Source organism: Schlesneria sphaerica (assembly GCF_044336245.1).
In the GTDB taxonomy this organism is placed as follows: Bacteria; Planctomycetota; Planctomycetia; order Planctomycetales; family Planctomycetaceae; genus Schlesneria; species Schlesneria sphaerica.
Window position 1 is genome coordinate 4,483,070 of the sequence record NZ_CP172346.1, and the last position, 15,190, is coordinate 4,498,259.

Consider the following 15,190-nt stretch of genomic DNA (forward strand, 5'->3'; position numbering starts at 1 on the left):
ATCTGCCGACGGCGCGTTGCGGACGGGTATCACTTTTCCGCGCAGTGCCGCTACGGGAGTCTGCCCTGGCCAGGGAATCGTTATTACGGCCGGGAAATGAGTATTACTTCTGCTGGACGAGGGCTGCGGCGTAGGTGACCAGATCACTTCGCTGTTCCGCGTTGCGCAGGAGAACATCAAAACGCCCCGCTTTTTCGCAAAGTTCGGCGAAGGCTGCGGCGAAATCGTGGTCTGCACTCACAAGATATTTCTCGGCGATCGGCAGTGCCTTGTCGAGTTGTTCTGTGCGTGCCAGCAGGTCGACCATGACATAGGCGATCATGGCCTGGCTGGGGCTATCCGCCTCGTTCTCAAGCTGACGCTGGAAGTAGGCGAGTGCCTCGTCGCGATTGTCGTTGAGCAGATACTTAAAGAACTGAATATGAGCCGCGTAGAACTCGGTGAAGGGTGGCTCGCCCGGATATTGGAACTGAGGGGAGAGCTGGACACCGTATTCGGCCAGGTCCAGGGCGAGGGGCAGATCCGGGTGAGTCGGTGACAAGGATCGGGCAAAGCGGACCGTGGAGTGCAGGTGCGATACGTCGATGTGGTAATTGTTCTCCGCGAACAGCCACTCCCGTCCGGCGGTCAGTTCCTTCAGCGTGGTGACCGGTGCGGCGACGGGGATTTTCTGCTGGACTTCCCGCTGAAGGGATTGCAGCAGGTCCGCGTGCAGTGTTCTGACCAGCAGGGCCGCACAGGCAGATCGCTGTTCAGGAGTGAGGCTCATGTAAGCCTGATCCAGGGATGTAATCGTACTGCATGTGCCATGGGTCCTCAGCATGATCTGCATCCCTTTCACGGGATGGAGCAGCTTGTAGAAGGCCAGATCAATTAACTCTTCGGATTGCTCGGAGGTTTCCTGCGGCAGCTCAATCGCTTCGATGGCATCCCGCAAGGGCTGTGTTTCGCGGAGAGCGTGGAAGTAGACGAATGACTGGCCCAGCTTGTTGTCTTTCAGCAGCAGGTTGGCCACTTCGCGGGCGGCGGCGATGTAGGCCGCTTCGAACTCATCACGCTTTTCAGCCGGGACGTCGTCGAATGAGGTCGGGCGATGCAGTGGGGCGCCGAGCTCGTACTTCTTCTTCAGGCAGAGGGCATCAAACAGTTTGTGAAAGTCTCGTTTGTCGCGAAGGGTCTGCGCGAGTTGCTCGAAGACGGCGGCAGCACCCCCCTGACGGCATTGGTCTTGAAGTTGAGTGAACGTGGCATCCGACATTGTGGCGATTCCCGATATTCGCAATGACGACAAAACAGTGCACGAGCGCGTTTCAAAACGGACCCGCGGATGGCGATTTTCGGCGCTGGATCCCGGGGGGACCCGATCGCTTGCGCACCATTTTCCTCTCCGATCCGGATCAGAACCGACCTGCGCACCATCGCTCACGGGCACTGAACAATTTCGTAGCGTAACATTGGGACCGAGGAATGGCCACGCGGCGACAGGGAACAGTCTTGGTCATGGCTGCACAGATTGCTGCAGGGATACGAAGGAAGGGTTTCTGACGGCGCGGATTACTCGACCTGCAAGGGGTCAGGCAGACTCAACTTCGCTGCAAAAATGACGACGAAAGTGCAGCAGCGCGGGCCTTCGACTACAATCGGCGGCACGTGAAACCAACTCTTTTAACAAGGTTTATTCTGAATGATTCGAATTTCTTTGTGTGCCGTGGCGGCCCTCGTTTGTCTGTCTGCAACTTCCCTTCAGGCGGAAGACAAGCCCTTCGTTCCTGATGCCGGGTATACCTCGCTGTTCGACGGTAAGACTCTGAAAGGGTGGAAGGGATCTCTCGAAAGTTATGCCGTGGAAAATGGCAATCTGGTTTGCGTGGCCGGCGGTGGTGGTAACCTGCTGACAGAGAAAGAGTACTCGGACTTTGACATCAAGTTTGAATTCAAACTGACGAAGGGAGCCAACAACGGTTTGGGCATCCGGTGCCCGGAACTGGCGAAGGGTGCTCTGCATCTGGACGGGACAGAGCTGCAGATCCTCGACGATTCCGACGAGAAGTACAAAGATCTGCAGAACTATCAGTACCACGGTTCTGTCTATGGCGTTGTCGCGGCGAAGCGTGGTTCGTTGAAGCCGGTCGGTGAATGGAATCGACAGCAGGTGATTTTGAAGGGTCGGCATATCAAGATCATTGTGAACGATGTCACGATCGTTGACGCTGATCTGGACGCAGTCACGAAAGACGGAACGCTGGATAAGCAGGCCCACCCGGGTCTCGCACGGGCCAGCGGCTACATTGGACTGCTGGGGCATGGTGACCGGGTTGAGTTCCGTCATTTGCAGATCAAGTCGCTCCGCTGATAACGGATCGAGAGACCCGGTGATGTGAATCCTCACCGGGTCTCCTGGTGAGCTCGGCTTCCCGTAATGGACTGCTTGTCTTCGATTTGGTCAGGAATGGACTTATGCTCAATCGATTCTTTCAGGTGGTGTGTCTGTGCGGTCTGATTCTGTCCGGGACGTCGCTGGCCCATGCGGGCGACTGGCCTCAGATTCTGGGACCTCATCGGAACGGTATCGCTGACGCCGAGCAAATCGCTGACGAATGGCAGGGGGGAAAGCCCCCGCAACTGTGGGAGGCCCGGATCGGGGCGGGGTTTGCCGGCGTCTCAGTCCGTGGCGAGACCGTGGTGCTGTTTCATCGCGAGAAAGGAAACGACAAGCTGACGGCCTTCGATGCCGCAGAGGGAACGCCGCGATGGACAACGAGCTTTCCGTCCACATTTCGGCCTCAGATTGTCGAGGACAACGGTCCTCGCGCCATGCCGACGATCGATCAGGATGCTGTCCTGGCCTATTCGCCACAAGGGGGGCTTTACTGCGTTGATCTGAAAACGGGTGAGAAGCGTTGGGAACGACAGACGCACGAAGACTTCGGCGCGAATGGTGGCTACTTCGGTGCAGGTTCTTCGCCGCTCGTCGTCGGCAAGCGGGTCTTCGCGATTGTTGGTGGTGATAAGAAGCGAGCCGGAGTCGTGGCTTTCGATTTAGAATCGGGAGCCACCCTGTGGACGGCGATTAACGACCAGGCGAGTTATTCGGCACCGGTTCTGGCCGTCGTCGACGGTACTTCGCACCTGCTTTGTATCACGCGACTGAATCTGGTTTCGCTCGACCCCGAGACAGGGGAAGAACGATTCCGCACTCCCTTCGGCCAGCGGGGCCCCACGGTGAATGGGGCACTTCCTGTGATCTCGGGAAAGCACGCGCTGCTGACCGCGAGCTACGGGATCGGAGCTCAGTTTCTGGAACTGAAGTCGAAGGGGGTTGAAGTCGTCTGGAGCGATGAGCTTCTTTCCAGCCAGTACACCACGCCCATTCACATTGACGGGGCAATCTATGGAATTGATGGCCGGCAGGATGGCGGAGAAATTACGCTGAAGTGTTTTGATCCCGTTACACGCAAGGAACACTGGTCAAAGTCTGGATTTGGCTACGCGACGCTGATCGCTGCTGATGGCAAATTGCTGGTAATGCAGACGGACGGGGTCCTGAAACTGGTTCGACTATCGAAGACCGGATACGAGGAACTGGCGTCGGCCGAACTGCTGTCCGGCACAACGCGAGCACTGCCCGCCCTGGCAAACGGTCGGTTCTACATCCGTAACGAACGAACCTTGTCCTGTTTCGACGTTGCCAAACGCTGACCAGATTCAGGAAGTGACCTCATGCGGTTTGCTGTTCTGTGCGACCACCCCTTCGCCAGCCCTCTGATCGACGCGTTGCGAAAGGGTGTCGATGGACACCGTTTGTCCCGCATCGTTACGGTCGGAACACCCTCCACGAAGGGGGCATTGTTTCCAGAGGTCAATCACAGTGATTCGTGGGAAGAGCTGCTGGTGTCAAAAGAAATTGACGCCGTGATTGTCGACGGTGCAGGACAGCATGTCCTGGACGGGGTAAAGCAACTCGCCACGGCGAACGTCCCGCTGGTTTTTATTCCACGAGCGGATCAAGGGTCGACTCTGGCCTATGAACTGAGTCTGATTCGTGACGACAATCATGTGTTTCTGTACCCGCTGCTCTGGCACCGCTTTGATAACGCTGTCATCGCCCTGAAGACGGCAATCCAGACGGGCAGGCTGGGACGCATTCAGTTTCTGCAACTGCATCACACCCTTTCGCAGCCGCAGGAGGGGATGGCGATTCCTCAGCAGGAGATTGATGCCCGCTTGCTGCACGATGTGGATCTGGCGCGGTGGCTGATGGGCGACTACAACCAGATTACGGCGTTGCGGTCCGGCACGACGGACGCCGGGGTTCTCATGCAGAACGTGGTCTTGTCACGAGGCTCGCTGCCCGAGTTCAACTGGCAGATTCAACCGACTGTCGGGAGGGACGACTGGAATCTGACGGTCAAGGGAGAACGGGGGACGGCCCGCCTGTCACGTAGCGGCTCCAGTGGATCGTGGCGGTGTGAGATTGAGAGCGAGATCGTCGAAGGAAATGAGCCTGAGACGGCGCGTCAGGCACTGGCCGCGATCAGCACGGCACTTCACGAGGCAGGGGGCGAGAAAACGGTCTCTGCGGATGACGATTGCTGGGGGGAGCTGGTCAAGACGTTCGAGACGATCGATGCGACTCATCGGTCAGTGAAGCGGCGCCGCACGATCGAGCTGCATTTTGAGCCGATGTCGGAGCGAGCTATCTTCAAAACCCAGATGACCGCGCTCGGTTGTGGACTGCTGGTTGCGACGCTGCCGTTGACGCTCTGCTACCTGGGGATTGCGAGTCTGATCCCCCTCCCTTCATCGGTTTTGATTGGCTTGCGAATGCTGATCTTTGCACCGCTGGTCCTGTTTCTGATCGTCCAGATTCTGCTGCCGCTGACGCGTCCTTCGACGGCCGAACGGCAGTCAGCGACTTCTTCGTCAGAACTGTGACTGATTCGCCGCGATCTGCTCCCGCGGGGACGGCAACGGATTGAGGTGACGATCGACCGGGATGATTTCGGGCGTTCGCTTGCGGAATCGGTTCCACCAGTGGCAGAACCAGTCGAGATAGAGGTACACGACCGGCGTTGTGTAGAGCGTCAGCATCTGGCTGAAGATCAGTCCTCCGACGATCGCCACGCCGAGAGGTTTTCTCAGCTCTGCCCCGTTGCCCGTCCCCATGGCCAGAGGGAGTCCACCGAGCAGTGCCGCCAGCGTGGTCATCGTGATCGGGCGGAAACGAAGCAGGCAGGCTTCGAAGATCGCCTCTTCAGAGGACTTGCCCGAGTTGCGTTCGAGTTCGAGCGCAAAGTCGATCATCATGATGGCGTTCTTCTTGACGATTCCAATCAGCAGCAGGATGCCGATCATGCCCATGACGTTCAGTTCCATCCCGCAGATCCTGAGTGCCAGGAAAGCTCCCACGCCTGCGGAAGGAAGTGTCGAGAGAATGGTGATCGGGTGAATGTAACTCTCGTAGAGGACACCCAGAACGATATAGACGCAGACAATTGCTGCGATGATCAGCAGCACCTGATTCTGCTGCGATTCCTGGAAGGCCTGGGCCGTTCCCTGGAACTGACCCTGAATACTTTGTGGAATTCCCAGTTCGCGGAACGCCTGCTCAATTCGAGGGACAACATCCCCCAGCGCGGTGTCTTTTGCGAGGTTGAACGAGATCGTGACGGAAGGGAACTGGCCGGAATGGTTGGCGGACAACGCCGAGTTTCTGGATGTCTGTCGGTAGAGCGAACTCAGCGGAATCTGAGCGTCGTTGGCCCCTTTGACAAAAATGTGCTTGAGGGAGTCAGGGCTTTGCGAAAATTCTGATTCCACCTGCATGACGACATAGTACTGATTCATGGACCGGTAGATGGTCGAAACCTGTCTCTGGCCGAACGCGTCGTACAGAGTGTTGTCGATGGTCGCCATGTCGATTCCCAGCCGTGTCGCGGTCGGGCGATCGATGTTCAAACGGGTCTGCAGTCCTTTGTTCTGCTGGTCGCTTGTGACGTCCACCAATCCTTTGACGTTTCGCATCTCCCGCAGCAGCTTGGCCCCCCAGGTGTTGAGCTCTTCCAGGCTGTCCCCTTTAATCGTGTACTGATAAAGCGCGCTGCTCGTTCGACCGCCAATGCGAAGATCCTGCACCGACTGCAGGACCAGAGTGGCCCCGGGGATTGTTGCAGCCTTCTTGCGGATGCGGCTGATCACTTCATCGGCACTCAATTTTCTCTTGTCGATCGACTTGAGTGTTACGAACATACGACCGGTGTTCGACGCGCTTCCCTGACCGCCGGCGTAGCAGACAAGGCTTTCGACAGCGGGGTCCTCACTGACGGTCTGTACGAACTGACTGAGGAGCCGCGAGATGGACTGAAACGATGTGTCCTGATCCGCGATCAGAATGCCAGTCAGCCGGCCTGTATCCTGTTGAGGGAAAAAGCCCTTCTGAGCGTCGATGTAAAGGTACGCCGTTAAACCCAACGTTGAGATGGCGACGGCCATCGTCAATCGGTGATGACGCAGGACCCACGCCAGCGAGATTCTGTAGAGGTAGAGGATCCCGTCGAAAATCGCTTCGCTGAACGCGTAGAGTCGACCTCGCTGCTGCCGGGTTTTGTGCTTCAGCAGGAAGGCGCACATCATCGGCGTCGTCGTCAGCGAGATCACCAGCGAAATGGCGATCGCGACAGAAAGGGTGACGGCAAACTCGCGAAACAGCCGGCCGATAATCCCGCTCATCAGAAGGATGGGGATAAAGACCGCAATCAGGGAAACGCTGATCGACAAGACGGTGAAGCCGATTTCCTTCGCCCCGAGTAACGAGGCTTCCAGGGGAGACAGGCCCTCTTCCAGGTGTCGCGAGATATTCTCAATTACCACGATCACATCGTCGACGACGAAGCCGGTCGCGATGGTCAGCGCCATCAGCGAGAGATTGTCGAGACTGTATCCGAGTAAATACATCACCCCAAACGTTCCGATGAGTGAAACCGGGACTGCCACGGCAGGGATCAGAGTTGAACGGAAATCGCGAAGGAAGATAAAGACCACCAGAATGACCAGCGCGATTGAGATGAACAGCGTGAACTGCACATCGTGCAGCGACGCACGGATGGTGGCAGTCCGGTCCATCGCAATCGAAAGCTGCATATCTGCCGGGATCTGGGCGCTAAGCTGCGGCAGCAGGTCGATAATTCGATCGACGGTCTCAATCATGTTCCCGCCCGGCTGGCGGAAGATGATGATCGTGATCGCGGGCTTGCCGTTGGGTTGCCCATCTCGTTTATCGTCGGAGAGTCCAAACGCCCGAATGTCCTGAACGGAATCAGAGACCTTTGCGACATCACGCAGACGAACGGGGGCTCCGTTTCGATAAGTGACCATCAGCGACTCGTACTCGCTGGCCGTCATCAACTGATCCGTCGCCGCGATGGTCCAGGATCTCTGGTCGTCAGAGATCGACCCTTTAGGACGATTCGCGTTGGCGGAACTCAGTGCCGCCCGCACATCTTCCAATCCGATCGAAAAGTGGTTCAGGACTGTGGGGTTCAAGTCGACCCGTACGGCAGGCGCAGAGCCTCCTCCGACAAACACCTGACCGACACCGGGAACCTGTGAAAGTCGCTGCTGCAAGATGGTCGACGCGGCGTCGTACATCTGGGCTTTGGTGTAGGTATCCGATGTCAGGGCGAGCATCATGATCGGCGCATCGGCCGGGTTAACCTTCCGATACGAGGGATTGTTCGGAAGGTTGGCGGGAAGCTGGCCTCGCGCGGCGTTGATCGCGGCCTGAACATCGCGCGCGGCGGCGTTGATGTCCCGATCCAGATCGAACTGCATCGTGATGGACGTGGACCCGAGCGAGCTGGCCGACGTCATTTCGGTGATTCCCGCGATGCGTCCGAACTGCCGTTCGAGTGGCGTTGCGACCGCCGAGGCCATCGTCTCGGGGCTGGCTCCCGGAAGACCGGCACTGACGGAGATGGTCGGAAAATCGATCTGCGGTAACGGCGACACCGGCAACATGAAGTAACCGATGGCGCCGGACAGGACGATGGCCACCGTCAGCAGGGTGGTTCCCACGGGCTTATGGACGAAGGGCGAAGAGAGACTCATCCTTCCTCCGTGGCGATGTTATCAGCGGATGAACCGAACCCGATCCGGGTGGCCAGCCAGTCGAACCACAAATAGATGACCGGCGTTGTGTACAGCGTGAGCAGCTGACTGAAAACCAGACCGCCGATAATCGTGATTCCCAGCGGACGGCGCAATTCCGATCCGACCCCGGTCCCCATGGCGAGAGGAACCGCCCCCAGCAGGGCTGCCATCGTGGTCATCATGATCGGGCGAAAACGGAGCAGGCACGCCTCGTAAATGGCATCGTGCGGAGACATGCCCCGTTCCCGTTGCGCATCCAGAGCAAAGTCGATCATCATGATCGCGTTCTTTTTGACGATGCCGATCAGCAGGATGATGCCGATGAGAGCGATGACGCTGAGGTCTGTCTTGCTCATTAACATGGCGACCAGTGCCCCCACGCCTGCAGAGGGCAGCGTCGAGAGAATGGTGATGGGATGAATGTAACTTTCGTACAGAACGCCGAGCACGATATAGACCGTGACGAGCGCGGCCAGAATGAGGATCGGTGTGTTTTTAATTGAGGCCTGGAACGCTTCGGCGGTCCCCTGAAAGCCCGCGACAATACTGGGGGGAAGATCGAGGTCCTTTTTGGCTTCAGCGATCGCCGTCACGGCATCGCCAAGGGAAACGCCGGGGGCGAGATTGAACGAGACGGTGACCACAGGAAACTGTCCCTGGTGATTGATCGTCAACGGGGTGGTCGATTCTTCGATTCGCGTGAAGCTTTCCAGCGGGACCATCCCTCCTTCGGGCGAACTCAAGTAAAGTTCTTTCAGGTCTCGTGGTTCGTTCCGGTACTCGGGTTTGACTTCCAGAATCAGTCGGTATTGGTTCAGTTGAGTGAACATGATCGAAATCTGACGCTGACCGAACGCATCATACAGGGCGTCGTCAATCATCTGAGGAGTGATCCCCAGCCGTGACGCGGTATCCCGGTTGATGACGACCTTCGCCTGCAGGCCGTCGTTCTGCTGGTCACTCGTGACGTCGCGAAGCTGGGGAAGTTGTTGCAGACGCTCGACAAACTTCGGCGCCCATTCATCCAGCTCTTTCGGGCTGGGGTCCTCGAGACTGTATTGATACTGGGTACGGCTGACTCGCGTTTCCACGGTCAGGTCCTGAATCGGCTGCATGTACAGCGTGATTCCCGTGACGGATTCCAGCTTCGGCTGCAGACGCTGAATGACTTCCATCGCGCTGATCTTACGCTCTTCCAGTGGCTTCAGGTTGATCTGAATTCGTCCGCTGTTGATGGTCGTATTCGTCCCATCAATGCCGATAAAACTGGACAGACTTTCAACAGCCGGATCTTCCAGGATGGCACGGTTGAGTTCCTGCTGCCGGTGGGCCATGGCCTGGAACGAAATGCTTTGCGGTGCTTCGGAAATTCCGAGGATCACCCCCGTGTCTTGCACGGGAAAGAAGCCTTTGGGAACCAGAAGATAGAGATAAACCGTGGCGACGATCGTCGCGAACGAGACAAACTGCGTGAGTGTCTGATGCCGCAAAACGACGTTCAGCGTTTTTCCATAGAACCAGACCACGCCGTCAAATGCCGCCTCAGAGAGCAGATACAAGCGACCGTGCTGATCGTGGGGAGTGTGACGCAGCAGCTTTGCGCACATCATCGGGGTGAGTGTCAGCGAAACGACCGCCGAAATCAGAATGGTCACACTGAGAGTGACGGCAAATTCGCGGAACAGTCGCCCGACGATATCCCCCATGAACAGCAGCGGAATCAGAACGGCGATCAACGAGACGCTGAGCGACACAATCGTGAAGCCGATCTGTTCGGATCCCTTTAGTGCCGCCTGCAGTGGAGATTCGCCCTCTTCGATATAACGGATGATGTTCTCGACCATCACGATGGCGTCATCAACGACGAAACCGGTGGAAATCGTCAGCGCCATCAGCGTCAGGTTATTCAGGCTGTAGTTCAGCAGGTACATCACGCCGAAGGTGCCGACGAGTGACAGCGGCACGGCCACGCTCGGGATAATCGTGGCAGGGACGTTTCGCAGGAAGACGAAGATCACAAAGACGACCAGTCCGATCGTCATCATCAGTTCTCGCTGGACGTCTTCGACAGAGGCACGGATCGTGACGGTGCGGTCGGTCAGGATGTGTGTTTTGACCGAGGGGGGAAGAGTGTCCCCCAGTTGCGGAAGCAGTGCCTTCACGCGGTCGACGACGTCGATGATGTTCGCACCCGGTTGTCGCTGGATATTCAGCACGACGGCAGGGGTGTCGTTCATCCAGGCGGCCTGCCGGATGTTCTCAATTCCGTCTGTCACTTCGGCGACATCGGTCAGCTTGACGGGACCGCCGGCGCGATAAGCGATAATCAGTTCCCGGTATTGATCGCTGGAAAGCAACTGGTCATTGGCACCGATCGTATAGGCCTGTCGTGTTCCGTCGAAGCTTCCCTTCGCCTGATTGATGTTGGCGGCGACCAGAGCGCTTCTCAAGTCGGCCATGTTCATGCCGAGCGCTGACAAGGCACGGGGATTCGCCTGGATACGGATGGCGGGTTTCTGTCCTCCGCTGATACTCACCATGCCCACACCGGACAACTGCGAGATCTTCTGGGCCAGCCGCGTATCGGCCAAGTCTTCCACTTTGGAAAGTGGAAGCGTCTCGGATGTCAGGGCGAGTGTCAGGATGGGTGCGTCAGCGGGGTTCGTCTTCGTGTAGATCGGCGGGTTCGGCAGATCGCGGGGGAGGAACGTGGTTGCGACATTGATCGCCGCCTGGACCTGCTGCGCTGCCACATCGATGTTCAGTTCCAGCGCGAAACGAAGTGTGATCACCGAACAGCCTTCGGAACTGGTCGATGTCATCTGCGTCAGTCCGGGGACCTGACCGAACTGACGTTCCAGCGGCGCAGTCACCGACGATGTCATCACATCAGGTCCGGCTCCCGGATAGAAGGTGACGACTTGAATGGTCGGATAGTCGACTTGAGGCAACGCGGAGACCGGAAGTTCGCGATAGGCTACGAGACCGGCGAGGAGAATCGCGACCATCAGCAGCACCGTAGCGACCGGCCGCAGAATGAAGGGCCGGGACGGATTCATCGTGATTCCTTTTTACCACGTGGGCTGGCATCGGCGTGCTTTCCGGTCGACTGACCCTCGGCGGATTGCTCGCGGCCTGGGGGAGTTGGTCCCTCTTGCGGCGGTTTCCCGCTCTCACGTGCCTGCTCCTTTTCCCTGGTGGTGATCTTCGTCTTGGGTTGCAGCTTGTCGAGACCCTCGGTGACGACGATTTCGCCGACTTCCAATCCCGATTCGACGGCCGTCCGTGTTCCTTCTGTCATCGAGACAGTCACATTCCGCAGTTCGACCGTATCGTCCGGCTGGACGACATAGACGAAGGTGGAGGAGGGGCCGCGCTGGACGGCGGCGGTCGGAACCACGACGGCATCCCGCCTGGTGTCGACGAGTAAGCGGGCATTCACGAACTGATTGGGAAACAACATCCCGTCTTCGTTGTCGAATTCGGCCTTCAAGCGGACAGTTCCCGTGGTGGAATCGACCTGGTTATCGATGGCGAGCAACTTGCCTGTTGCCAGCTTCACTTTGAAGTCGCGGTCGAAAGCGTCAACAACCAGAGTGCGTCCTTCACTTTGCGGCTTCTGTACGCGGAAGATGTCGTCCTGGGGAATCGTGAAGACCAGGGCGATCGGTTGCAGTTGCGTAATGACGGCGAGTCCGCTGGGATCATTGGCCCGTACGATATTTCCCTGATCCACCAGACGGAGTCCGATGCGGCCGCCGATCGGGGCTGTGATACGACAATAATCCAGTTGCAGTTTGGCGTTCTCGACCGCTGCGAGATCGGACTGGATCGCTCCCGCTGTCTGCTGAACCAGAGCTCGTTGTTCGTCGATCTGCTGTGGCGAGATCGAGCGAGACTGAATCAGTTCCTGGTATCGCTTGTAGGTGAAGTCGGCTGACTTCAATGTGGCCTGGTCACGAGCCAACTGTCCCTCTGCCTGTTGCAGTTGAACTTCAAAGGGACGGCGGTCAATCTCGGCGAGCAAATCACCTTCTTTGACCATCTGTCCTTCGGTAAAGGCGACGTTGACCAGTTCCCCTTCGACACGGCTGCGAATGGTGACGGTTTTAAATGCGGTCACCGTACCCAACCCATTCAGATAAACATTCAAATCGCTCTTTTCGACGGGCGCAGTGACGACAGGGACGATCCGTGGAGGAGGCGCCTTCGGCGGGGGCGAGTGACCAATCCCAAGATTTTCCGCGACCCAGGGCTGAACGACGTCGCGGTAGTGCCATGCAGCAGCACACCCTGCGATCAGACAGATCCAGAAGATCGTCCAGAAAAGGGAACGGGCCCGGGATCCACTCGGGGAGGGGCTTGGATCATGCGGGTAGGGACCAGTCGACTCAGGTACTGGTTTCGAGGGAATCGCCGGGTCCAAGTCCCCAGAACGGTCAAATGATGTGACGGGTCGGTCTTTGACGGTGTCTGAGAGCTGTGGGGGCTTGACGACAGGCGGGTTGGAGATCATCAAGTTACCTCAACTTTTGCTCAGGGGGCTGGCCTGCAGTCCGTCAGGCAGCCGAACGACGAGGGCATCGACTCGTTCGATGGTGGGCTTCGTGGGTCGGGGGATTGCGGAGATATCGAGCGATCCATCAGGACCGCACGATATGATCGAAGTTACGTCGCGTTCGATCAATCGTATCGTTTCAATTGTTTCCGTCTCGAAAGATCTTTGTTCGCGAGTGATGAATCTTTCGGATTTTTCTAATTATAGGCACGTGTGCAGTTCTCTTCGGGTTCGTGCAACGCCGGTTCAGGAAAGACCTGATCTCCGTGCATGACAGCGGGATCCTGCGATCCGTGAGCCGAGGATCCGTCATTCGTGATGCTTCGCTTGGGAACGAGGCCACTACGTCGCATGATGGCTCTGAAAGTGGTAGCGGGGGAGTGTGTCGAAGTCGGGGTGGCGGTCTGGGTCGTACTCGTCCTGCCCTGTGACGTTTTCAAATCCGTCGGGCAGGCGTTCAAACGGTGGGAATTCAGGCGGGCGGGAACGCATCCCCCAATGCAGGTTTGCCGCAACGGTCGACTCTGATACGGCAAACCTGGTGATTCGACGACGTCATTAAGTGGCGAAGATGCAGCGAGGGAACTGCTTCGTCTGCGACTCCCAGTCCCGGAGAACCCCCGGAAACAGGCGACGACTTCGATGCACCGGGGGGCACTCGAAATCGTCGCGGAAGGGAGCTGGAGTACTCGTCCTGGTTTCCGGGTTATCGTCGGTCAGGTCTCGTCGCCTCACTGTCGTGCGGCTGCTCAAAAGGGTTGAGCAGCCGTGGTGATGAGAGTTCAGGGAAGCGGAACAGTACGCAGATCTTGCGATCCATCGGTCGACTGGATCAAGACCACGACGTTGTCTTCGTTGAGGCGATCGAGCTGGACCACACCGTTCAGTTCCTTCACTGTCTCATAGGATTGACCAGCGGTGTCAGCAACACGGCTGGTGATCCCTTCCGTCGTGGCAATGTTCTCGGTGCTGATTTTCATCACACCCCGTGCCGAGTTGGACAACAGCAAGTAGTCACGGCCATTCTGCTTGTAGGCGATCATGTCCAGCGGCTGATTTCTGTTACCGAGTTCAGCCACGGTGGTTCCACGGGCTTTTTCGGCGGGCTTCAGGTCGTTGATCGGAAAACGAACCAGAGGCGTGCAGACGAATCCTGCCAGCAGACTCGGCTCTCCGTTAATGTTCATGGGGACGAAGGTCCGGATGGCAGCATAGTCTTCCACCCGACCGTGAGCCCCGTGGTAGATCTCGACACTGGTCCCGGTCAGGCCATCGGCGAACGGGAAGGGGATCTGATGAACGCTTGAGGGGGATGCGCCGGCTGCCAATCCGGAAGCGAAGACTTTCCCTTCGGCGTAGGCCAGGTCGGTGATCGCGTCATTGCGAGGGTTACGAGTACGGCCGTTGACCGTCACTTCTTTATCTTCAGGAGCGTCTGGCAGGACCGCTTTCTGGAAGGGGACTTTCTTCAGCGACAGCTCTGATAACTGATTGGATTCGCCGATGCGGACGATCGCAGGCGAGGCGTGTTCTCCTTTGCCCTTGGTCACCGACAGATAGACCGTTCCGGTCAGTGGGTTCGTGGCGAGGTCATTGACGGTGATGTTTTCCACGGTCGATTCCAGAAGCGAAGCGATCTGCTTGTTCAGACCGGCGATCTGCGGCTTGGCACTGGAGGGGTCTCCTTTGGTATCGCCGGTGCCAATGGCAAAGATCGCAGCACCTTTGCTGTCGCCCACGAAGAGGATTCCATCCGGACCGAAGGCCAGGGTTCCCGCGGACTTGATGTCGGGTGTCCCTTCCTTCAATCCCCAATCTGCCGCTTGTCCGATGGTCACCGAAGACAGCCAGATCAAAGCCGCGCAGTAGTAGAACATTCCATGGCGCATTGAAAGCTCCTTGAAGAGAGACTGCAGACAAAACACACGGCTGCATGGCCCGGATTCGACAGCCGTCGATAAGAGCCAGTATGCAGCTTGATCCTGCGGTTGTGAATTGCATCAATGCGACTGAGATTCAACTTCACCCCGAATTCAGGTTCTCATTGCCCCTTCGAAAGAGGGCAAATTTCTCTGCGGAGGCTCTTGATAAGAAGGGGGCGGGGAACTTGTTGAAGCCTCTGGGAAGGGTGGGCAGAGCGGGCCCCGGGCGCTAAGCAGACATACAGTTCCAGTGGTACGTTGCCTGATTACCATTGCCCACGTCTGTCCCGCCAGCGTCCCGTGATTCCGCGTCAGGAAGTTTCACGATGTGGTCACGCTGCGGCACCCCATTTGCCAACTGTTTCGGGTGAGTTGTCTTCCGCTTGCCGCGTCTGGCCCCGCATCGGGCTCTTTTGCTGGCAGTGGAAACGACTCGGAAAAACTGACCGCCGCGCGGCTCAACGGGACGGAACTCAGAAGATAACTCCCGCTCGGGAGGGATCACTCTCCGCGCCGTGAGAGCGGTTAACTGACAGAAACGCTGTGCAGCGATTTCTGCTGC

9 protein-coding genes are annotated in these 15,190 nt (G+C 57.7%); 3 read left to right on the forward strand and 6 right to left on the reverse strand.

Annotation, left to right across the window (positions count from 1 at the left end):
* Nucleotides 1–103: 103 nt before the first annotated feature.
* The gene (locus ACGY09_RS16255; protein ID WP_397568557.1) at nt 104–1,258 is read right to left on the reverse strand and encodes a hypothetical protein; all 1,155 of its coding nucleotides are present in this window, start codon (nt 1,256–1,258) and stop codon (nt 104–106) included.
* A 426-nt stretch (nt 1,259–1,684) separates the two neighbouring features.
* Between ACGY09_RS16255 and ACGY09_RS16260 the strand changes: the two genes are divergently transcribed.
* From ACGY09_RS16260 to ACGY09_RS16270, 3 genes are all read left to right on the forward strand, one after another.
* On the forward strand, nt 1,685–2,353 hold the full coding sequence (locus tag ACGY09_RS16260; RefSeq protein WP_373649166.1) for a DUF1080 domain-containing protein: 669 nt from the start codon (nt 1,685–1,687) through the stop codon (nt 2,351–2,353).
* Between the two features lie 104 nt (nt 2,354–2,457).
* Nucleotides 2,458–3,699, forward strand: coding sequence for a PQQ-binding-like beta-propeller repeat protein (locus tag ACGY09_RS16265; protein ID WP_397568558.1), 1,242 nt, complete (start codon nt 2,458–2,460; stop codon nt 3,697–3,699).
* A gap of 21 nt (nt 3,700–3,720) precedes the next feature.
* The gene (locus ACGY09_RS16270; RefSeq protein ID WP_397568559.1) at nt 3,721–4,935 is read left to right on the forward strand and encodes a hypothetical protein; all 1,215 of its coding nucleotides are present in this window, start codon (nt 3,721–3,723) and stop codon (nt 4,933–4,935) included.
* Here the strand turns inward: ACGY09_RS16270 and ACGY09_RS16275 are convergent.
* The 5 genes from ACGY09_RS16275 to ACGY09_RS16295 all read right to left on the reverse strand — a co-directional run bounded on the left by ACGY09_RS16275 (nt 4,924) and on the right by ACGY09_RS16295 (nt 14,595).
* Complete coding sequence (locus tag ACGY09_RS16275; RefSeq protein WP_373649163.1) at nt 4,924–8,106, reverse strand: multidrug efflux RND transporter permease subunit; 3,183 nt, start codon at nt 8,104–8,106, stop codon at nt 4,924–4,926. The genes ACGY09_RS16270 and ACGY09_RS16275 overlap by 12 nt on opposite strands.
* Entirely contained in the window at nt 8,103–11,207 is a 3,105-nt protein-coding gene (locus tag ACGY09_RS16280; RefSeq protein ID WP_373649162.1) for a multidrug efflux RND transporter permease subunit, read from the reverse strand. Before ACGY09_RS16280 ends, ACGY09_RS16275 begins: the two co-directional genes overlap by 4 nt.
* Nucleotides 11,204–12,664 (reverse strand): MdtA/MuxA family multidrug efflux RND transporter periplasmic adaptor subunit, encoded by a 1,461-nt coding sequence (locus ACGY09_RS16285; RefSeq protein ID WP_373649161.1) that lies wholly within the window; start codon nt 12,662–12,664, stop codon nt 11,204–11,206. Before ACGY09_RS16285 ends, ACGY09_RS16280 begins: the two co-directional genes overlap by 4 nt.
* A 239-nt stretch (nt 12,665–12,903) precedes the next feature.
* Entirely contained in the window at nt 12,904–13,059 is a 156-nt protein-coding gene (locus tag ACGY09_RS16290; RefSeq protein ID WP_373649160.1) for a hypothetical protein, read from the reverse strand.
* A gap of 429 nt (nt 13,060–13,488) precedes the next feature.
* Nucleotides 13,489–14,595, reverse strand: coding sequence for a hypothetical protein (locus tag ACGY09_RS16295; RefSeq protein WP_373649159.1), 1,107 nt, complete (start codon nt 14,593–14,595; stop codon nt 13,489–13,491).
* Nucleotides 14,596–15,190: the final 595 nt, after the last annotated feature.

Coding starts and splice junctions, on each gene's coding strand:
- ACGY09_RS16295 (WP_373649159.1), bottom strand. CDS start 14,595: ATGCGCCATGGAATGTTCTACTACTGCGCGGCTTTGATCTGGCTGTCT.
- ACGY09_RS16265 (WP_397568558.1), top strand. CDS start 2,458: ATGCTCAATCGATTCTTTCAGGTGGTGTGTCTGTGCGGTCTGATTCTG.
- ACGY09_RS16275 (WP_373649163.1), bottom strand. CDS start 8,106: ATGAGTCTCTCTTCGCCCTTCGTCCATAAGCCCGTGGGAACCACCCTG.
- ACGY09_RS16255 (WP_397568557.1), bottom strand. CDS start 1,258: ATGTCGGATGCCACGTTCACTCAACTTCAAGACCAATGCCGTCAGGGG.
- ACGY09_RS16290 (WP_373649160.1), bottom strand. CDS start 13,059: ATGCGACGTAGTGGCCTCGTTCCCAAGCGAAGCATCACGAATGACGGA.
- ACGY09_RS16285 (WP_373649161.1), bottom strand. CDS start 12,664: ATGATCTCCAACCCGCCTGTCGTCAAGCCCCCACAGCTCTCAGACACC.
- ACGY09_RS16260 (WP_373649166.1), top strand. CDS start 1,685: ATGATTCGAATTTCTTTGTGTGCCGTGGCGGCCCTCGTTTGTCTGTCT.
- ACGY09_RS16270 (WP_397568559.1), top strand. CDS start 3,721: ATGCGGTTTGCTGTTCTGTGCGACCACCCCTTCGCCAGCCCTCTGATC.
- ACGY09_RS16280 (WP_373649162.1), bottom strand. CDS start 11,207: ATGAATCCGTCCCGGCCCTTCATTCTGCGGCCGGTCGCTACGGTGCTG.